Origin of the sequence: Mucilaginibacter sp. L196 (assembly GCF_009765905.1) — a bacterium.
GTDB lineage: Bacteria > Bacteroidota > Bacteroidia > Sphingobacteriales > Sphingobacteriaceae > Mucilaginibacter.
On the sequence record NZ_LMUO01000015.1, the window covers coordinates 575,382 to 596,340 of the forward strand.

16 protein-coding genes are annotated in these 20,959 nt (G+C 39.5%); all 16 read left to right on the forward strand.

Annotated elements, in window-relative coordinates; genetic code table 11:
• Positions 1–287: 287 nt before the first annotated feature.
• The gene (locus tag GSQ74_RS13495) at positions 288–1,421 is read left to right on the forward strand and encodes a FecR family protein (protein ID WP_158994114.1); all 1,134 of its coding nucleotides are present in this window, start codon (positions 288–290) and stop codon (positions 1,419–1,421) included.
• A 204-nt stretch (positions 1,422–1,625) separates the two neighbouring features.
• Positions 1,626–5,027 (forward strand): SusC/RagA family TonB-linked outer membrane protein, encoded by a 3,402-nt coding sequence (locus GSQ74_RS13500; RefSeq protein ID WP_158994116.1) that lies wholly within the window; start codon positions 1,626–1,628, stop codon positions 5,025–5,027.
• Positions 5,028–5,038: 11 nt separating this feature from the next.
• A complete protein-coding gene (locus GSQ74_RS13505; RefSeq protein WP_158994118.1) occupies positions 5,039–6,430 on the forward strand; it encodes a RagB/SusD family nutrient uptake outer membrane protein in 1,392 nt (463 codons plus the stop codon).
• A 34-nt stretch (positions 6,431–6,464) separates the two neighbouring features.
• Entirely contained in the window at positions 6,465–7,610 is a 1,146-nt protein-coding gene (locus tag GSQ74_RS13510; RefSeq protein ID WP_158994120.1) for a TlpA disulfide reductase family protein, read from the forward strand.
• 21 nt (positions 7,611–7,631) lie between these two features.
• Positions 7,632–8,849, forward strand: a complete 1,218-nt coding sequence (locus GSQ74_RS13515) for a TlpA disulfide reductase family protein (RefSeq protein ID WP_158994122.1) — start codon at positions 7,632–7,634, stop codon at positions 8,847–8,849.
• On the forward strand, positions 8,849–10,060 hold the full coding sequence (locus tag GSQ74_RS13520; RefSeq protein ID WP_254060882.1) for a TlpA disulfide reductase family protein: 1,212 nt from the start codon (positions 8,849–8,851) through the stop codon (positions 10,058–10,060). Before GSQ74_RS13515 ends, GSQ74_RS13520 begins: the two co-directional genes overlap by 1 nt.
• A 14-nt stretch (positions 10,061–10,074) precedes the next feature.
• Complete coding sequence (locus GSQ74_RS13525; protein ID WP_158994124.1) at positions 10,075–10,653, forward strand: peroxiredoxin; 579 nt, start codon at positions 10,075–10,077, stop codon at positions 10,651–10,653.
• 29 nt (positions 10,654–10,682) lie between these two features.
• The gene (locus GSQ74_RS13530) at positions 10,683–11,039 is read left to right on the forward strand and encodes a hypothetical protein (protein WP_216846738.1); all 357 of its coding nucleotides are present in this window, start codon (positions 10,683–10,685) and stop codon (positions 11,037–11,039) included.
• Between the two features lie 152 nt (positions 11,040–11,191).
• The gene (locus tag GSQ74_RS13535) at positions 11,192–12,259 is read left to right on the forward strand and encodes a PLP-dependent cysteine synthase family protein (RefSeq protein WP_158994128.1); all 1,068 of its coding nucleotides are present in this window, start codon (positions 11,192–11,194) and stop codon (positions 12,257–12,259) included.
• A gap of 56 nt (positions 12,260–12,315) precedes the next feature.
• Entirely contained in the window at positions 12,316–12,765 is a 450-nt protein-coding gene (locus tag GSQ74_RS13540; RefSeq protein ID WP_158994130.1) for a protein-disulfide reductase DsbD domain-containing protein, read from the forward strand.
• Positions 12,766–12,781: 16 nt separating this feature from the next.
• Positions 12,782–13,144, forward strand: a complete 363-nt coding sequence (locus GSQ74_RS13545) for a hypothetical protein (RefSeq protein WP_158994132.1) — start codon at positions 12,782–12,784, stop codon at positions 13,142–13,144.
• Positions 13,145–13,162: 18 nt separating this feature from the next.
• Positions 13,163–14,800: a protein-disulfide reductase DsbD gene (locus GSQ74_RS13550; protein ID WP_158994134.1), complete on the forward strand. Its 1,638-nt coding sequence runs from the start codon at positions 13,163–13,165 to the stop codon at positions 14,798–14,800.
• 262 nt (positions 14,801–15,062) lie between these two features.
• Positions 15,063–17,861 carry a pitrilysin family protein gene (locus GSQ74_RS13555; protein WP_158994136.1) on the forward strand — a complete coding sequence of 933 codons (2,799 nt, stop codon included), beginning with the start codon at positions 15,063–15,065 and terminating at the stop codon, positions 17,859–17,861.
• 404 nt (positions 17,862–18,265) lie between these two features.
• On the forward strand, positions 18,266–18,898 hold the full coding sequence (locus tag GSQ74_RS13560; RefSeq protein WP_158994138.1) for a TetR/AcrR family transcriptional regulator: 633 nt from the start codon (positions 18,266–18,268) through the stop codon (positions 18,896–18,898).
• 12 nt (positions 18,899–18,910) lie between these two features.
• Positions 18,911–19,492: an RNA polymerase sigma factor gene (locus GSQ74_RS13565; protein ID WP_158994140.1), complete on the forward strand. Its 582-nt coding sequence runs from the start codon at positions 18,911–18,913 to the stop codon at positions 19,490–19,492.
• Between the two features lie 99 nt (positions 19,493–19,591).
• Positions 19,592–20,710, forward strand: coding sequence for a FecR family protein (locus GSQ74_RS13570; RefSeq protein ID WP_158994142.1), 1,119 nt, complete (start codon positions 19,592–19,594; stop codon positions 20,708–20,710).
• Positions 20,711–20,959: the final 249 nt, after the last annotated feature.

Below are 20,959 nucleotides of genomic sequence, written 5' to 3' on the forward strand. Positions count from 1 at the left end.
TCTGCATTACGAATCAATTTGAATGAATTTATATTCATCGTCGAAATTTAGGTCGCAAAAGTTTAAATCATTTAGATTACTTGAGTGCGAAGCCAGCCTGTTGCAAGCTTTTAAAATTCGTTTAAATAAAAGTTTCTAACTATAGGAAATGGCCAAGTGTGACACTAGATGAGGTAGATGTTGGGCATAATAAACGTTATTTATATTAAATTAAGTTTTTCTTAACATAGAGCAGGTGTAAGGCATAGCCCTACGGTACTTCATTATATATTTCCAAATTAGGTGTTATGCAAGTAGAAAAATTACAAGACCTGGTTAAAAAATATCTGAATAATACAGCTTCCATAAAGGAACGCAAATTATTATCGGACTGGTACAATAATCAAAATAACGAGAATACTGAGTGGATAGCGGAAACCGATGATGAAGAAGATCTGCTAAAAGCAGAAATGCTCAATTATATTCAACAACACACCGGATCCAAAACTGGAAAAGTCCACAGATTGTGGCCACGCGTTGCCGCCGCAGCATCCATCATCTTATTTATTTCGCTAGGTGCTTATTTCGTTGTGCATAAAAATCATTCCATTCAGTCAACTTCCGAAAACAAAATAGTTGATGTAGGCCCCGGAAGTAACAAAGCAACGCTGAAAACGCAAGGCAAGGAAATTATATTGGACAATGCTAAAAATGGGACCATTATTAATCATGGTAACGTTTCGGTTAACAAAAAATCTGGTGGCGAGATCAGTTATGCTGCCATTGCTGAGGCCGAAAATTATAAGGTGGTTTATGATACCATAACAGTTCCTCGCGGTGGAACTTTTAATGTGACGTTATCTGACGGTACCAAAATGTGGTTAAACGCTGCTACAACCGTTCGTTATCCTGAAAAATTTTCCGGCACTGAACGTAAGGTGGAACTCCTGACAGGTGAAGCATATTTTGAAGTGATTCATAATGCTAAAATGCCTTTTCGTGTTTTATGCAATGATCAACTCGTCGAAGACATTGGCACTCATTTCAATATTAAAGCGTACAAGGATGAGCTGGTTGTGAAGACAACCTTGGTAGAAGGTCGTATTAAAGTTTCCGCTGACGGGATTAATAAAGTCATTAATCCGGGTCAACAAACGATTTTAACTAATAACCAGATCAATATTGTTCCTGTAGATGTTGAGGAAGAAACAGCGTGGAAGAACGGGGATTTTCAGTTTGATAATGAGGATGTCAGATCAGTAATGAAAGAGCTTGCCAGATGGTATGTCGTTGATATTAAATATGAAGGAAACTTTCATAATGTTCACTATAGTGGTCTGATTCCACGAAGCAGCAATATTTCGGCAGTGTTGCGTATGCTTAAGGAAACCGGGAATACCAACTTTAAGCTGGATGGAAAAACAGTAATCGTTACTAAATAAGAAAACCCCCTAATAACTATTGAAAGAAAGGAGACGCTTAAAGGAAAGAAAATTACCAATCCCCAAAATAGCCCGCTAAAATAAAAAACCGCAGGGATGCTAGTAACATCCTACGGTTTAGTTCCGGTTTACCGAAACAATTTGGGCACTACCTAACTAAATTTTGCGATTCGAATTAAAGTCACACCCAAACAATTCAAAGGTATGAAACAATTTATGCAATCTAAAAAGATTGTCAATGGGAGATACTGTCACCAGTCTGCATCGTTAACCGATCAGGAACACTCCAAATTCTTTGCTTTAAATAGGCAATTAAGAAAAGGGATATTGATTATGAAAATTACCGGAGTTCTCTTACTGGTAGCCTGTATGCATGTCAGTGCTAATGTATTTTCACAAAATATAACTTTAACTGAAAAAAATGTTTCACTTGAAACAGTCTTGAAAGTTATACAAAAGCAAACAGGTTATGCTTTATTGTATAGCAATGAGGTTATTGGAAAATCTAATCCGGTTACTGTTGATTTCAAATCAGCACCGTTAAAAAGCGCACTCGACCAAATATTTGAAAATCAGCCATTAACTTATCGCCTTGATGAAAAAACCATACTAATAAAGGAAAAAGAACCTTCAATAATCGATAAGATTAAAGGAATAATAAAGACTGTGCATGTTATTCGCGGCATTATTCTTACGAAGGATGGTCAGCCATTAGGTGGTGCCACCGTGCAAGTTAAGGATTCCAAGACAGCATCGACTTCAAATGAGCGGGGCGGATTCTCGATTTCTATTGATGGCGACGATGCTATCCTTGTGATATCTTATGTAGGCTATATTACCAGGGAAATACCTGTTACATCAGCTTCTGATGGATTGACAATCAGACTAGTAGTTAATGAATCGCAACTTGATGCCGTTCAGATAATTGCTTATGGTACTACTACTGCAAGATTGAATACCGGTTCTGTGAGTACCATAACGGCGGCAGACATCAGCAAACAACCCGTGTTAAATCCGTTGCAGGCTTTGGAAGGAAGAATGTCCGGTGTTTATATTACACAAAACAGCGGCATATCCGGTTCAAATTATAATATACAGATTGAAGGGCAAAACAGCTTACGCAATACGGCGACTAACAATGGCAACCTTCCACTTTATGTTATTGATGGTGTGCCTTACAATTCAGCTACATTAAGCACCCAAGGTTTAGCTCCTTATTCCGGGACACCAGCGTATCCAACAAATGGAGCCAGCCCATTGAACAGCATCAATCCACAGGATATTGAATCAATAACTATATTGAAGGATGCTGACGCAACCTCTATTTACGGTAGCCGGGGTGCCAATGGAGTGGTTTTAATAACTACCAAAAAAGGTAAAGCCGGAGAGATGCAGGTAGATGCCAATGTTTATGCCGGGGCAGGTGATATTTCCGAAAGAATGGACCTGCTAAATCTAGGTCAATACCTAGAAATGCGTAACGAAGCATTAAAAAATGATAATATTGCCAAGCCGGGCATCAAGGATTATGATATTAATGGCGCGTGGGATCAAACCCGTTCTACAGACTGGCAAAAGGAGTTGCTTGGCGGAACAGCCAAAATGACGGACGCTCAGCTGACCCTTAGTGGTGGAAATAGTCTCACTCAATACAGGATTGGTGCTGGTTATCATCGGGAAACCTCAGTTTTTGAGGGAGATAATTCAACGCAACGTGGAACTTTTAGTATTAATATTACTAATAGATCAGCCAATAATAAATTTAAAAGTAACATAGGTATTAATTATGCTTATAATTTATCTGATTTGATAGGAACGGATTTAACGTCTGCTGCATTAACGCTGGCACCAGACGCTCCTGCACTATATACATCTTCGGGTGGCCTTAACTGGCAGAATAATACCTTCCAAAACCCGCTGGCTTCAACACAAACACCTTATACAAGTAAAACCTATAATTTAATCGCCAATGGCAATTTAAGCTACGAGTTTGCTAAGAATCTAATCTTATCAACCAATTTAGGCTATACTAATACCATATTAAATGAGCTGAAAGAAATTTATACCACAAGTGTTAATCCCCAACAGGCCCTTACACAACCATTAAAAAGCTTGTTTGGTAATAATTCAAATATCTCATGGATTATTGAACCTCAGCTGAACTGGGATAAAATGTTCGGTAAAAATCACGTTCATCTATTACTTGGCGGAACGCTGCAGGATCAGGTAACCGATATGTTAGCCACAAATGCTTTTGGTTTTATTAGTAAAGATCAAATGGAGAATCCCGGGGCGGCACCATCCAACGATGTTACCGTTACCCGTAACTATGCTGATTATAAATACGCCGCAATATTTGGTCGTATTACCTATGATTGGAATAAAAAATACCTCTTGGATTTAACCGCGCGACGTGATGGATCGAGCAGGTTTGGCCCAGACAAACAGTTTGCCAACTTTGGTGCTGTTGGTGGTGCCTGGATCTTCTCAAGCGAGGATTTTGCTAAACAAGATTTGCCCTTTTTAAGCTTTGGTAAATTGCGTGCAAGTTACGGGATTACTGGCAGCGACCAGATAGGTAATTACCAGTACCTGAATGACTATGGTATCGTAGGTCAATATCAAGGGGTTCGTGGCTTGTTACCTCTCCAGTTATATAATCCGGACTTTCAATGGGAAGTGAACAAAAAGATAGAGGCTGCTATAGAATTAGGCTTTCTGAAAGACCGTTTACTGGCAACCATTTCTTACTACCGTAATCGTTCGTCAGATCAGTTAATAGGTTATCCACTGGCCCCAACCACTGGATTTGGATCCATTGAATACAATCTGCCTGCCACCGTACAGAATACCGGTACAGGAATTGAATTAACTAGTGTTAACATTAAGAATAAAGACTTTAAATGGTCAAGTAATTTTAATATTACGATTCCTCAAAATAAACTTATATCCTTCCCGGACCTGGCCGGATCGTCCTATGCCGATCAGTATGTTGTGGGGCAGCCATTGTCTATTCAAAAATCTTATACGGTTACCGGAGTTGACCCCAAAACAGGTTTATATGTAGTTCAGGATGTGAATAAGGATGGGCAGTACGATAATAATGATTACTCAAGTATTAAAAATATAGGGCAACAATTTTATGGTGGACTGGGTAACTCTTTAAGTTATAAAAATTTTCAGTTTGATTTCTTTTTCCAGTTTGTAAAGCAGAACGGGAAAAATGTTCTGAATGCCTTTGGTCAACCCGGTGCTCTCGGAAACCAACCGGTGCAAGTATTACAGAGATGGCAAAACCCGGGTGATATTACTAATATCCAACGCTATGGCACGATAGGAGGACCGGCTTATTTGCCTTCTGTTTATTATGACTTCTCTAATGAGAACGTAACTGATGCTTCTTTCATTCGGCTTAAAAATGTAGCATTTTCATACCGGTTACCGTCACCGTTTTTGCAAAAACTGAATGTTAAAAACTGCAGAATCTACGTGCAGGGGCAGAATGTGTTAACCTTTACCAAATATCTAGGCCTCGACCCGGAAACCCAGGGAACCTCGCTTCCGCCATTACGCTATATAACAGCTGGTTTACAAATTACCCTATAAAATTAAAAGTCATGAAAATTAAAAAACAATTTAAGAAATACCCTTTATTTTTCATATCAGTAGTTATGCTGCTTGTAGCACCGTCATGCAAGAAAACAGTGGAAGTTGGTAATCCTGTAACGCAAGTGAGTTCAGCTGATGTATTTGCCAGCGATCCGGCTATCACTGCTGCAATTTCGGGTATTTATTCGGATATGCTCAACAGTTATGCCGGCGGTGGTTACTATAGTGTAAGCGCGGTGGTAAGTTATAGTGCTGATGAATTGCTGAGCAGTGATTATTCATTTTATGATGATAATATATTGCCTAATGACTACGAGCTTCCTTATTTGTGGGGCTCTCCGTATACAGATATTTATGCAGCAAATAATTTGCTGGAGGGCTTAGCCAAACCGAACGGGATAAGTGCAGCTATGAATAAACAAATTACCGGTGAAGCCAAATTTATCAGGGCATTCGATTATTTCTACCTGGTGAATCTTTTTGGTGATGTGCCGCTAGTAACTGGCACTGCATGGCAACAAAATACAAATGCCACAAGAACACCTTCGGTGCAGGTATATCAGCAAATTGTGGCTGACCTGAAGGATGCCCAGGCATCGCTGCCAGCCGATTATTCTGCCTCAAAAGGTGAAAGAGTAAGGCCAAATAAATGGGCCGCTACGGCATTACTAGCGAGAGTATATTTATACATGGAAGATTGGCCCGATGCTGAAATTCAGGCGAGTGCAGTTATTGCCAATAGCAGCCTGTACAGTTTAGTAAGTTTAAACCAGGTTTTTTTAAAAAATAGCAATGAAGCGATATGGCAGCTGAGCTCTGATAACAGCAATGCGCAGGATGCCGAAGTTTTTTCGCCTGAACCCGATCCTTCATTTAGCTCCCCATTACAACAATCCACCGTTGATAAGTTCAGTGCTGATGACCAGCGCTTAACTTATTGGATAACTCCGCTAGATGATGGCACTGGCACTGGTAATTTGCTCTACTTCCCTACAAAATATAAGAACGATCAGACATCTCCCATTACAGAATACTCCATGGTGATGCGCCTTGCAGAACAATATTTGGTAAGAGCTGAAGCAAGGGCGGAGCAAAATAAAATTACCGGAACAAACAGCGCAGCCACGGATGTAAATGCTATTAGGACAAGGGCAGGTATTGCAGGCACCACTGCAACAACGCAAGGTACTATGCTGCTGGCTATTGAAGATGAAAGGTTACGCGAATTATTTACGGAGTGGGGTCATCGATGGCTCGACCTGAAGCGTACGGGCCGTGCATTAACGGTTTTGGGTGCCCTAAAACCTAATCTGAATCAAGATAGGCTGCTATTTCCTATTCCACAAAATCAAATCACAAATGATCCCGCTATGGCGCACCAGCAAAATCCGGGTTACTAAAAATGCATAAGTATTATTATTAAAATAAATTAAAGTGAAAAAGATTATTGTAACCGGTATTGTAAGCAGTATGATAATGACTCCCTTTGTGCTTTTTGCACAGCAGGGTACATTTATCCTAAAAGGAAAACTAGAAAATGTTGATCCCCAGGCAAAAGTTTATCTCTTAAAGAGTACTGCTGCCGACGGTGTTATTGACTCATCTGTTGTAAAGAATGGTAGTTTTGAATTTAAAGGGAATCTACCAACCACACCCTCTATTATGTTAGTGGCAACGAAAGACACGTCATTATTTATTCGAAAAAGAGGAAGACGGTTTGCGATGCCGGATTGGAAGAGGTTTTACCTGGATGCTGGAACCACTGAAGTAACCGGCCCGAATTTGGTAGGTGCTACCATAAGCGGTTCAAGCGAAAAACTAAATAATGACGATGTTGAACTGCAAAAAGCTTTAGAACCTGCCTTTGATGGATTAGCGGATGCGAGTAATACAGACGCGTCTGAAGAAACGCAAAAAACAGAGGCTTTCCAAAAAATGGCGAATGAAAAAATGGCTTTGGCCGATGCACGTCTGTACAAGGCCGTGTCAAAGTTTGTGAAGGAACATCCAGAAAGTATGGTCAGCTTGGATGCAATGAATAATTACATGTTACGGGACCCTTCTTTGCCCGAATTGGTGGAAACTTTTCAATCACTTGCGGCTAACGTTAAAGGTTCGCCAATGGGAGTAGCATTTGCCAAGGGATTGAAGACCTCTGAAAATACCGCGATTGGTTTCCTGGCACCTGATTTTACACAAAATGATGTTAATGGTAAACCAGTAACTCTTAGCTCTTTTCATGGTAAATATGTATTGCTTGATTTTTGGGCCTCATGGTGTTCTCCATGCCGTGCCGAAAACCCGAACGTGGTAAAAGCCTTTGAGAAATATAAAGACAAAAACTTTATCATTATCAGCATTTCACTCGACCAGGTAAAAGACGCCTGGGTACAGGCCATCAAAAAAGACGGTATGCCCTGGATTCATGTATCTGACCTAAAAGCCTTTAATAATGATGTAGCGTTAAAATATAGTGTGCATTCCATCCCAACCAATTTTTTGATAGATCCGCAGGGTAAAATAATCGCCAAGAGTCTTCGTGGGGTTGAATTGGAAGAAGCATTAGCTAAAATTTTATAAATCAATACATCCAGGTACATTATGCAAATTTTAAAATTATTGCCCTTAATAGGCATATCGGCAGGACTGTTAACCCATAACCCTAATACCGGGTTAAATCACAACGTAAACTATAAAACACCCGCCGTGGCTACTACCGCGGATATACAACAAACTGGTACCGGCAGTTTCACGCTTAAAGGACAATTGCCCGCAAAGTTTGATTCGCCCTTGTTTATCCATATTTACTATATAAATAGCGAAGGCCGTTACACAAATGATTCATGTGTTTTTAATAAAGGAGCTTTTGAATTTAAAGGAAGCGTATCAAATCCCGAAACGGCTACACTGGTGATACAAGGCCCTGGTTATAGCCCGCGTGATGAAAGACGGCAACTATGGCTGGAAGCGGGAATAGATATAACCTTAAAAAGTGATGATCATTTAAAAACCAGTATTGTAAGTAATTCCCAATTAAACGTTGACCAGGAGCAATTGAACGCCATTTTGCAGCCTTATGCCGACCAAAGTAAGGCGATTATGACGGCCTACCGCAAAGCGCTTAAAACTCCTGGCGAAAAAGCGGCAAAGAAAAAGTATAATGATGACGATAGAAAGGCATCCGATGGGAGGGACGCGGCTATCAGGAAATTTATACGTGATAACCCAAATTCATATTTAAGTCTGGAGGAGTTGAATGCTATGACAGGCGATACCAAAGTGAGCCATGCCGACTTTAAATCGATGTATGATAGCTTATCAGCGAGTGTAAAGAATACCGAGGACGGTAAGACTATAGGCTTATTTGTTGCAAACCGTGATGTGGTGGTAGTTGGTTCTATGGCCCCGGCCTTTATCCAAAATGATGTAAATGGTAAGCCAGTTAGTCTTAGTTCATTTCGTGGAAAATATGTTTTCGTTGATTTTTGGGCTTCCTGGTGCGTACCCTGCCGCGAAGAAAACCCCGATGTAGTAAAAGCTTACAATAAGTTTAAAAGTGACAATTTTACCATGTTAGGTGTTTCTCTTGATAATAAAAGCTCAAAAGCGGCTTGGCTGAAAGCTATTAAAACAGATAAACTTAGCTGGACACAAGTATGCGATTTAAAAGGTTGGAACAATGACGCCGCAGGCTTGTATGCCGTTCGTGCTGTACCTGCTAATTTTCTGATTGATCCACATGGAAAAATTGTTGCGACGGACATTGAGGGAGCCGCGCTTGAAACCACATTAAATAAATTATTAAAACAAACAAAATAATGAAATTATCTTCTTTTATAATTATACCTGCCATAATGATAGGTTCGCTTGCGTTTGGTGCAACTAAACTAAACGCCTTAAAGGCGCACCTTGCCCCTGGTAAAGGGCAAACACAACACGGTTTATCCAACCAGCAAAATCGGTTTTCTGGAAATTATATAATAAAAGGAACCGTTGATGAAAAATACGATACTCCGCTAAAAGTATATCTCATTGATAATAAAAGTATCAGGGATTCCTGCGTACTCAATAAAGGCAGCTTTGTACTCAAAGGAAAACTGGATGAGCCTTTTAGGGGGCATATAATTTTGCAGCATGATGGCACTGAAAGTGTAAGAAAACGTGGCAAAAAGGACAACATGGAATTGTGGGTAGAAGCAGGAGAAACAACGGTTAAAGGCCAAGACAGGATATCCAAAGCTGTTGTAAGCGGTTCGCAATTAAATGACGATGTCGTAAGCTACGATAAAGCTCTTGAGCCTGTAACTGCCAAGGAACAGTTAGTGCAGGATACCATGGTAAAAAATTATGACAAGGACCCGCTCGAAGCAAATAAACACTACGATGAGGGTATGAGGAAACTTTTGCCGGAAAGGACTAAGCTTATAATGCAATTTATTAATGGGCATAGTGACTCCTTTTTCTGTCTGGATGTTATATCATCTTATTTAGATAATAGTCCGGATATAGCGGTAGTTGAACGTATGTTTTCATCCTTGTCTGCCGATTTAAAAGATACGCCTACAGGGAAAGCAACTTCCATCATTATCGCTAACAAGAAAACTGTCGCAATAGGTGCACAAGCGCCGGTATTTACACAAAATGATACGTTGGGGAAACCGGTTAACCTGGCTGATTTTCACGGTAAATACATATTGATTGATTTTTGGGCCTCGTGGTGCGTGCCCTGCAGGGCCGAAAACCCGGATGTATTGAAGGCTTACAATAAATATAAAAATAAAAACTTTACCATATTAGGCGTTTCGCTTGATGATGAAAGAACCAAAGCAGCATGGATAAAGGCCATTGAAAAAGATCAGCTACCCTGGACACAGGTATCTGATTTAAAAGGATGGGACGATGGCGCGGCAAAAATATACGGTGTGCGTGCCATCCCTGCTAATTTTTTGATTGACCCCAGCGGTAAAATAATTGCCGAAAACCTGCATGGCGAGGCATTGGAGGCGGCACTTGAAAAATATATACCTTAATACTGATAAAAAAAATGAAAAGAATTTTTGAATTATGTGGTGTTATTATACTGCTTTTTATGGTGAATAACGCGATTGCACAGCAAACTATAGGTACACGGGTGAAGATTGATAAAACAGGCCTTCCGAAGCCAGAGGCTGGTAATATTGCTCCTGATTTTTTGCAGCATGATGTGAACGGCAAGCCAGTACATCTATCGGATTTTAAAGGCAAGTATGTGCTTCTTGATTTTTGGGGGTCGATGTGCGCACCTTGCCGTGCGAGTCACCCTCATTTGATACAGGTTTACAATAAGTACAAAGACAAAAATTTTACTATCCTGAGCGTTTCGACATATGATGTGCCCCAATTTAAAGACCGCTGGTTAAAGGCTATCGCAACAGATAAACTAGTATGGACCCAGGTAAGTGATCCCAGGAACACAAGTATGGACGGAGAAGTAGGCGGAAAGGGATTTAATGCCGCCGCCGCAAAATACGGTGTCACAGGGCTTCCCCGTAATTTTTTGATCAATCCGGCTGGAATAGTAATAGCTACTGATCTGCATGGTGCTGCGCTAGATGAAGCAATGGAAAAATATATTCACAACTAAAAATTTTATAAAAAATTAAAATGAAAAAAATGAAAAAAATATTATCGGTATGTTGTTTACTGATGGGGATATCAGCCGTTAGCCACGCGCAAAAGATGTTCGTTCCAGAAGACAGGGCTAAACAGTTACAAACCTTGTTGAAATTATCTGATCCTCAAACAATTAAAATAACAGGATACTATAAAACTTTAATTGTTCAGATGGACAGTGTTATTTCAGTGGGTGGAGATAGTAATGCTCTTAATCCATTTATGAGCGCTACAAAAGGTAGAATTGAAGCTGTTTTAACTCCTGGGCAAAAAAAAGGATATGAAAACTTTTTGCAACAACAGGAAATAATGAATAAAAAGTTGCAAGAAGATAATTCTCAAAATAAGGAAAATTGAGATGTGGAAACGGATCAAGCAAAACAAAAATTAATCAAATCTGGAATTAAAAATTCCTAATGACACGGCTAGGTAAGAAGCATATTACGCTTCTTACTTTGGAGATATAATACTCGACGTGACGAGCATAATATTTAAAAACAATAACTGATATGATATTTGCGAAAAGAAAACAATCAGTGTGTTTATCACCAGAACTGGATGAACGGTTTAAACACCTTTGGCATTTGGTTGGAAATACACCTATGCTGGAACTGCATTATAAATATAATGAGCGGCCTGGTAAGATATATGTGAAATGTGAACATTATAATCTGACAGGAAGTGTAAAGGATAGGATGGCTTTATATATCATGTATCAGGCTTATAAAAACTGTATGATTAAACCAAGCGATACTATCATAGAGGCTACAAGCGGAAATACAGGTATTGCCTTTGCCGCAATCGGAAAAGCGTTAAATCACCAAGTGAAAATTATTATCCCTAACTGGTTAAGTAAAGAGCGTATTGACATTATTGAGAGTATGGGTGCTGAAGTTATCCTAATAGGTAAAGAACAAGGTGGTTTTTTGGGGAGCATAGAATTGTCAAAGAATATGGCAGCGGCCGGAAATGTGTTTCTTCCCAAGCAATTTGAGAACCGCTACAATGCGGAGGCTCATGAACGTACGACAGGGAAGGAGATATGGCGGCAACTTGCGACAAACGGCATGATACCGGATGCTTTTGTTGCAGGTGTGGGCACCGGTGGCACTGTAATGGGGGTAGGTAGCTATTTGAAAATGATGAACCCCAAGGTCAAGATACATCCATTGGAACCTGCCGAATCGCCCACGTTAACAACAGGCTATAAAATAGGCAGCCATCGTATACAGGGAATCTCAGATGAGTTTATTCCGGCAATAGTAAAACTGGACGAGTTAGATCGTGTAATCCAGGCAAGTGACGGGGATGCTATAATTATGGCACAAAAACTTGCGAAAGAATTAGGTTTAGCTGTAGGTATATCTTCGGGTGCCAATGTTATAGGTGCTGTAGAATTAGCCAATGAATTGGGGCCGGATGCGGTTGTTGTTACTGTTCTTAGCGATAGTAATAAAAAATATCTAAGTACTGATCTAATGAAAGAAGAGCCAGCTAAACCCTGGTATTTTTCGTCCTGTATTAAATTTACCGGATATCACCCAATATGCCGTTTACCAGAACATATTATGCAATAACAAGTAGGTCATCGATTAAGTAATAATATAAACTAAGATTAATAAAAGGAGAAAAAATGAGAAAATTAATTATATCGGCAGTAATACTGATACTGTTCACTATTACCACAAAGGCTCAGATACTGACACCTGTACGCTGGAGCTACGCAGCAAAGAAGATCAGCAAAGACGAAGCAATGATTTTTATCAAAGCTACTATTGATGATGGGTGGCATGTATACTCACAATTTGTAAAAGATGGCGGCCCTGTAAAAACTACAATTACTTTTCCTGCCTCGACATCTTATAGTTTAATAGGTAGTACAGTTGAACCTAAGCCGGTAACCAGGTATGAAAAGGTGTTCTCCATGGACGTAAGCTTTTTTGAGCATGAAGTCGTTTTCCAGCAAAAGATCAAACTAAAGACAGGACAAGCTAATGTAACAGGCACGCTTGAATACATGACCTGCAATGATAAACAGTGTCTTCCACCAGAGGATTTACAATTTAGTGTACCTGTAAAGTAAATCAATTTCTACAAAAATGATACGGATTTGGAGGTTATCCGGGCTATGCCTTTGCCTGATATTTTCTAGTCTACTGATTTCCTGCGCTGTAAAACGGGGAGTTAAAACAACTAACCAGACTGCAAAACGGGATGGTATAATAGATTGCTGGCAAATAGAGGTTATAGTAAGGCCTGTTTATAATACTTCCTGGATGTCTGATTGTGCAGAGCTGTTTTTTGTACAACCATATAATATCAGTCAGATCTATACTGATGATAGACAGGTTTTATCCATAACATTCCGCGCAAACGATTATGAGCAAATGCAATGGATAAGAGAAGAGTTACTATCTCACGGTACGATTGAACAGATGAATATTATAAAAGAATCAAATTAATGAAACGTATAATTAACTATGAATTATTATAAAAACAAATGGCTGCCCCTGGCGCTTCTGATATTCGGTTTATTATTTACCTGTAACCTGGCTAAAGGACAGGATACAGTTTCTACAGCAGGTGTCCAATTTACGTCATCAGGACCTGACACAGCCACAAAAACAATAAGAAAACCACTTCCTGTAAAGATAGATAAGCCCTTTGAGGCTCCCAAGGAAAACCGCTCGCTTTGGGCCATATTCATAGCCGGTTTATTAGGAGGCTTCGCGGCTTTGCTAATGCCCTGCATCTTTCCGATGCTGCCTCTTACCGTGAGTTTTTTCACTAAGGGGGGCAAAAAAGAAAGCGCAATAAGCAAGGCATTGTTATACGGTTTTTTCATCATTGCTATTTATGTAATACTTGGCCTGTCAGTAACGGTCATCTTTGGCGCCAACGCATTGAACAGCCTTTCCACTAATGGTGTATTTAACTTTTTCTTTTTTTTACTACTAGTGGCCTTTGCGGCATCGTTCTTTGGAGCATTTGAGATTACGCTGCCCAGTTCATGGGTAAATAAAATGGATTCGAACTCGGATAAAGGTGGCCTTGCCGGGCTGTTCTTTATGGCGGCTACGCTGGCGCTCGTGTCATTCAGTTGTACCGGGCCTATTATCGGCACACTACTGGTACAAGCGGCTACCACAGGAGCCTTACTGGGTCCCGCAATCGGAATGTTGGGTTTTGCCTTAGCTTTGTCGTTGCCTTTTGCATTATTTGCCATGTTCCCCAGCCTGATGCAGTCGCTGCCCAAATCGGGTGGATGGCTTAACAGTGTGAAAATAGTTTTAGGTTTCCTGGAATTAGCTTTTTCATTGAAATTCTTAAGCAATGTCGACCTAGCTTACCATTGGCGATGGTTTGACAGGGAAATATTCCTGGTTCTTTGGATAGTTATTTTTGCGCTAATGGGAATATACCTGTTAGGTAAACTTACGTTTTCTCATGACAGTCAGTTGTCATTTATCTCTGTGCCAAGATTATTCCTGGCCATTATTGTTTTATCATTCACCATATATATGATACCTGGCTTATGGGGCGCCCCTTTGAAGTCCATAGCAGCATTTCTTCCACCACAGGATACTCAAGACTTTGACTTATATACACCGACATTAAATGAAGGTAACACAGGAATTAAAGGCGTCAAATATGCGGAAATCTTTCATGCTCCGCTAAACCTTCCGGCCTTTTTTGATTATAAAGAAGGGATGGCTTATGCTAAATCAATTCATAAACCCGTCTTGATTGACTTTACAGGTCATGCCTGTGTGAATTGTAGGAAAATGGAAGCCACGATATGGCCGGACCCAAAAGTATTGTCTTTGATCAGGGACAAATACATCTTGATCCAATTATATGTGGATGACAAAACGGATCTGCCTGCTAGTGAACAATACACTTCGAAGTTCAGCGGAAAGAAGATAACTAACATAGGAGACCAGAACAGCGATATACAGGCGGGCAGCTTTAATAGTAATAGCCAACCCGATTATGTATTGCTTAGTGCTGAAGGAAAGCTACTGGTACCTACACAAGGAGCTATGTATGATGTGGCGGCTTATGCAGCTTATTTACAAAGTGGCCTGGATGCATTTAGTCCAAAAGCAGGTGGCTAAAAGAATGACGCGAACACTTTTGGGCGCAATCCTGGTAATTGCCGCCTTTGCGAAGCTGGCTATGGATAACCGAGGTGAAAAGAAATAAGGCTTAATACTCAGAGAGATTATGCGGATGCGTAGAATTTTAGTCTATGTGGCTTTAGTGCAGGCTTTGCCGCACTAATTTAAGTAACGAATTTAAAATTGAGTCGATCAATGTTAGTTATAAAAATACGGGACTGTTTTAAGAACAGGACTGTTTAATATTTTATAAAAAAGAATGACAAATCTAAAACAATTATTCGGAGTCATTGCCGGAACCATGCTATTTACAGGTGTAATGGCGCAAGAAAAACCGTTGCCGCTTGACCCGGCCGTACGTACAGGTAAACTGCCAAACGGCTTCACTTATTATATACGACACAATGAAGAACCAAAGAATAGGGTGGTCATGTATATAGTCAACAACGTTGGCTCGGTACAGGAAGATGAAGACCAGCGGGGCTTAGCGCATTTTGTTGAGCACATGAACTTTAACGGGACTACCCATTTTCCTCACAATGAACTGGTAAACTATTTACAGAAGGCAGGCGTGAGATTTGGTGCGGACATTAACGCCTACACGAACTATGATGAAACGGTTTATCAATTGCCATTGCCCAGTGATAAACCGGATATTCTTAAGGAAGGCATCCTGATTATGCATGATTGGGCGCAAAATGCCACACTCGATCCAGGGGAGATTGACAAGGAACGGGGCGTTGTATTAGAAGAAAAGCGTTTAGGGAAAGGTGCTCAGGAAAGAATGCAAAGGGTTTTCTTACCGATAATTCTGAATAATTCTCGCTATGCCGTACGTGTCCCCATTGGACTGGATACGGTGCTTGATAATTTTAAAAGACCAATTATAGCCCGTTTTTATAAAGATTGGTACAGACCTGATTTGCAGGCGCTCATTATTGTAGGTGACATTAATGTTGACAGTCTGGAGAAAGTTGTTAAGCGAACATTTATTGATTTGAAGAACCCTATTCATGAACGGACACGGACGAAATATAACGTACCCTTAGATGGAAAGAACAAGTTTATAGCCGTAACGGATAAAGAAATGACTTCGACACTTGCGGAAGTAATCATCAAGCATAAAATGCCGCCTCTGAAAACTGAATCAGACTACCGGAGATCCATTGTACAGGACTTATTCAATCAAATGCTGGAAGGTCGCTATAATGAGTTATCGAATCAGGCAGATCCGCCATTTTTGAATGGTAACGCCGGCATCTATAGATTCATGGGTGGGCTGGATAGTTATTCCGTCAACGTAAACGCCAAACCGCAAGAGTTAGAAAGAGGCTTTAAAGCGGTATGGCGTGAAACGGAAAGGGTAAAACGCTTTGGCTTTACGTCGACCGAATTGGAGCGGGCAAAAACTGCTTACCTAGGTGAGCTTGATGAGCGGTTGCAAGAAAAGGATAAGACAAATTCTGAAAATTATGTCCGGGAATACCAGGCTTATTTCCTGACAAATATCGCCGCACCCGGGATTGTCGCCGAAGCCGCGCTCATTAGGAAAGATATGCCTGAAGTTACTTTAACGGATGTAAACACGTTAGCCGCGGCATATATCGTACCTAGCAACAGGGACATACTAATTGAAGCGCCGGAGAAGGATAAAAGCAATCTACCGGATGAAGCCACCGTAAATACATGGCTCCTTTCAGTGCAACAGGAGGACATACAGCCTTACAAAGACAATGTCACTAGTCTTACATTGCTAAACAGTTTACCTGTATCGGGGACCATAATTGCAGAAACAAAAAACAAAACTATAAACGTCACAACGCTTACATTAAGTAATGGCGTTAAGGTCATTTTAAAACCAACCGATTTTAAAAATGATGACATTCGGTTTAGCGCCTTCGCTCCAGGCGGAACTTCATTATATACAGATGCGGATTATCAGAGCGCTGCCAATGCAGCAGGGATTATTTCAGCAAGTGGCGTTGGTAACTATACCCCTGACCAATTGGATAAATATCTCGAAGGAAAACGATTGGGCGTAAAACCCTATATAAACGAACATTTTGAAGGAATAAATGGAGGTTCCACAACAAAAGACCTGGAAATAGCAATGCAAATGATCTATGCTTATTTTACCGAACCGCGAAAAGATAACGCAATATTTAAAGGGATCATTGATCGCAATAAAGCCTCATTGATAAATAGGGCAAATGATCCTAAAAGCGTTTTCAATGATACGATTAGCGCTGTCTTAGGAAATTATAATATACGAAGGACTGCCCCGACGGCAGAAAAACTCGACCAAATCAATTTGGATAAAGTCTACATAATCTATAAAGAGCGCTTTTCGGATGCCTCCAACTTAACTTTCACCTTTGTGGGCAGTATCGATACCAACACGATTAGACCCTTGTTGGAAAAATACCTTGGTTCTTTGCCATCAACTAATAGCCACGCAGAAACAAAAGACCTGAACATCAATATCCCGACTGGCAGAATTGAAAAAATAGTGTACAAAGGCAGTGAACCGAAATCAACAGTCCTCCTAGTTTATTCCGGAAAATTTGATTACAACCTGGAAAACAAAGTGAAGCTGGATGCATTAAAAGAAGCGCTGGAAATCCGCTTATTGCAAAGACTACGTGAAGATGAAAGCGGTGTTTACAGCCCTGGGGTTTATGTACAGACCACTAAAATTCCGCAAGAACGATACTCCTTTATCATCCAGTTTGGCTGCGCGCCACAAAATGTCGATAAACTAATTGCATCCGCATTAGATGAGATCACCAAACTTAAAACAGATGGACCATTGCCGGAGAATGTAGATAAATGGCGTGCCGAAACAAAGGCCACAATGGAAACTCAATTGAAATCCAACAATTTTTGGTTCAACTATCTAAACGAGAAATTACAAAATAAAGATGATTTGAACGAAATAAATGGATATAGCGCTCTATTGGACCAGGTGTCACCTGCTGGGTTAAAGGATATGGCAAATAAATATCTAAGTGGTGATAATTATATCCGCTTGGTATCAATGCCGGAAAAAAGTAAATAAATATTGCTGTGGCAATTGAATGTCTAAAGGCGATTGTTTTAATGATTAATAACGCTTTAGTTCTCTGTTCTTTATATATGTTTTTTTATAGTTAGAAAAAGACAATAGTTAATTAAATGAAAGCACAACTCCTTGAGAAAGAGTGTGCTTTCATATTGCACTTAGTAATGCAAAATATAAGAATGCATATTTCAGAGAGTTTTTAGCGGGCTTGACGGCAAATATTAAATAGTTACTACTGCACCTTCATTTATAACAGTAAAAATGAAATTTTAAAAAGCAATATTTAGTTGCATGGCGCTACGGCATAACAGGAAAAGTCAATTGTGCTTGTTTGAGGTTGTTTTAAAATATTGAACAGTAATTATACTAGATGTCGCTAAATTTTAAAACAGAGGTGATTGATGAAAGACAAAGAACAAACTAAACGGAAATTAATTCAGGCCGTAGGAGAAATTATAAAAAGCAAGGGTTATATCGGTTTAGGGGTTAACAAAATTGCCAAAAAAGCTGGTGTTGATAAGACGTTGATCTATCGTTATTTCGGAGGGGTTAACTATTTGATTGAAGCATATGTAATAGAGAAGGATTATTGGATGACTTTATCTGAAGAAGTGAAGGAGATGATTGAGAAAAATAAAGGTTTAAGCAGCCAGGTTTTAATTACGGAGATATTGCAAAATCAGTTTAAATTCTTTTTTTCAGAGCAGGAGATGCAAGATTTGATAATATTGGAAATTTCTACCGAAAGTTCTTTGATGCAAAGTATCCACAATGTCAGGGAAGGCATGGGGCGACAATTGCTTGAGCTTACGGATAATCAATTTAACAACACTAATGTGAATTTTCGGGCCATTTCAGCCTTACTGGTTGGAGGGATTTATTATTCAGTCTTACATACGCGGTTTAACGGTGATATGATTTGTGATATCAATATCAATTCCATAGAGGGTAGAAATGAGATAATTAGAGCAATCCAACAGATTGTTAGTTGGGCATATCAAGAAGCTGAGAACAATAGTGCAACTATTACTTAGACAATAATTAATATGTTAATATACAGTTCATATACTGATAGTGAATTGGTCGACTTATTAAAGTCGGAGGGATATGCTGCATTTACTGAAATTTATGAACGTTATTTTGGATTGCTGTATGTTCATGCGAAAAAGAAAGTAAGGGATCAGGAAGAAGCCCGTGATATGGTACAGGAGATATTCATATCACTATGGAATCGTAGGGAATTTATGGAACCTGAAAAGGGTATCTCGTCTTATCTGTATACTGCACTTAGAAATAAGATCATTGATTGGTTCGCTCATCAGGACGTAAATTCTCGCTATGTTAATTCGTTTCAAGTTTTTGCTAATACAGGTAATTGCGTTACTGATTATCTTGTTAGAGAAAATCAGTTCGCGGCGCTGATTGAGAAAGAGGTACATTCTCTTCCGCCCCGTATGCGTGAAATATTTGAATTAAGCCGGAAGGTGCATTTAAGTCATCGCGAGATTGCAGAACAACTAAATATTTCTGAACTAACCGTAAAAACCCAAATTAAATATGCGCTTAGAACATTGCGGGTGCGTTTAGGCATATTAATTTATTTCTACTTTTTAATGAAAATGAAATAGTATTTATTAATTTCATATATAGTAAATATTATTTTTTTCTTATACCCCCACTGCCCAAGTTGACCGTATTATCTTTTATTAATACGAATACTCAGCATCATGGATAATCAGCAGGCTAAACAATTATTAACTAAGTATATAAATGGTGGTTGTACATCTGACGAAAAATGTTTGGTTGAAAGTTGGTATTTGAAAACACACAATAGTGGTTCGGTATCACATAAGGAAATTGAAGAGTCTATGAAAATAGTCCAAATGGCATTACCTCAAAGACTAACGCCTGTTCATAAGCTGTGGCCCAGAATCGTCGGTGCCGCATCAATATTTCTTTTTCTGTCTATTGGCGGTTATTTCCTGGCCCATAAACGATCACCTCGACAAATTACCCAGAATAAAATAAATGATATCGGTACTGTAGGTAATAAAGCAATCTTAAAATTAGCCAATGGACAGCAGTTGCTTGTTACTGATGCAAAAAAAGGTTTGCTGGTTCAACAGGTCAATACCCGAATAATTGAGACAAAAGATGGCCGACTGACTTATAACAATACAACAGGCAATGTAAATGGTAATATGCTATATGATACCTTGATTGTGCCCCGTGGTGAACAACATCAGGTGAAGTTTGCTGACGGGAGTATTGCCTATCTCGATGCTGATACTAAACTCCGCATCCCCGAAAACTTTAATGGGAGTGACCGTACCGTGGAATTAATCAGCGGTCAGGCCCTATTCCATGTTGTACATAACTCAGTGATTCCATTTAGGGTAAAGGTAAAAGGACAAATCACTCAAGATATTGGCACTGAGTTTAATATTAATGCCTACACGGATGAACCGGGCATAAAAACAACGCTAATTGAAGGTAGCGTTGAAGTTTTGGTTCATGCCCAAACAACCTTTCTGAAACCTGGACAGCAAATTATAACTCAAAATGGCAATAAATCAATTAAAGTTAAGAATGTTGATCTGGAGGAGGTTATGTCCTGGAAAAATGGTTTTTTCGATTTTAATAATGAAGATCTTGAAAGTATTATGCGGAAGGTTTCCCGCTGCTATAATGTAGATATAATATATACTGACAATAGTCTGAAATCACAATTATTCAGCGGTATGCTATCACGATTTAAGAATGTTTCGCAATTGCTGAAAAAGTTGGAACTAACCGGGGCGGTACATTTTAAAGTGCAGGGTCAAAAGATAATTGTCAGTAAATAAGGGATAAACTAAGTAAACAAACCCATTAATTTAAATTAGAACCCATTACATTATAGGAGAAAAAAAGAGAAAAGACTTTGAAAAACCGAAAAGGTTAAGCATGAAAAAGAAAAGGACCCCGAGTTGCGATCGAAGCCCTTATGCTGTTGGTTAACCGAAAACTATTGTGTGAACAAATATTTCAGAAATTTAAACAGACAAACAAATGTATAAAATTTATACTAATTTTTTGTGTTGGCTTCAATGCCG

Coding starts and splice junctions, on each gene's coding strand:
- GSQ74_RS13550 (WP_158994134.1), top strand. CDS start 13,163: ATGAATTATTATAAAAACAAATGGCTGCCCCTGGCGCTTCTGATATTC.
- GSQ74_RS13525 (WP_158994124.1), top strand. CDS start 10,075: ATGAAAAGAATTTTTGAATTATGTGGTGTTATTATACTGCTTTTTATG.
- GSQ74_RS13540 (WP_158994130.1), top strand. CDS start 12,316: ATGAGAAAATTAATTATATCGGCAGTAATACTGATACTGTTCACTATT.
- GSQ74_RS13530 (WP_216846738.1), top strand. CDS start 10,683: ATGAAAAAAATATTATCGGTATGTTGTTTACTGATGGGGATATCAGCC.
- GSQ74_RS13520 (WP_254060882.1), top strand. CDS start 8,849: ATGAAATTATCTTCTTTTATAATTATACCTGCCATAATGATAGGTTCG.
- GSQ74_RS13570 (WP_158994142.1), top strand. CDS start 19,592: ATGGATAATCAGCAGGCTAAACAATTATTAACTAAGTATATAAATGGT.
- GSQ74_RS13495 (WP_158994114.1), top strand. CDS start 288: ATGCAAGTAGAAAAATTACAAGACCTGGTTAAAAAATATCTGAATAAT.
- GSQ74_RS13500 (WP_158994116.1), top strand. CDS start 1,626: ATGAAACAATTTATGCAATCTAAAAAGATTGTCAATGGGAGATACTGT.
- GSQ74_RS13515 (WP_158994122.1), top strand. CDS start 7,632: ATGCAAATTTTAAAATTATTGCCCTTAATAGGCATATCGGCAGGACTG.
- GSQ74_RS13505 (WP_158994118.1), top strand. CDS start 5,039: ATGAAAATTAAAAAACAATTTAAGAAATACCCTTTATTTTTCATATCA.
- GSQ74_RS13560 (WP_158994138.1), top strand. CDS start 18,266: ATGAAAGACAAAGAACAAACTAAACGGAAATTAATTCAGGCCGTAGGA.
- GSQ74_RS13555 (WP_158994136.1), top strand. CDS start 15,063: ATGACAAATCTAAAACAATTATTCGGAGTCATTGCCGGAACCATGCTA.
- GSQ74_RS13535 (WP_158994128.1), top strand. CDS start 11,192: ATGATATTTGCGAAAAGAAAACAATCAGTGTGTTTATCACCAGAACTG.
- GSQ74_RS13545 (WP_158994132.1), top strand. CDS start 12,782: ATGATACGGATTTGGAGGTTATCCGGGCTATGCCTTTGCCTGATATTT.
- GSQ74_RS13565 (WP_158994140.1), top strand. CDS start 18,911: ATGTTAATATACAGTTCATATACTGATAGTGAATTGGTCGACTTATTA.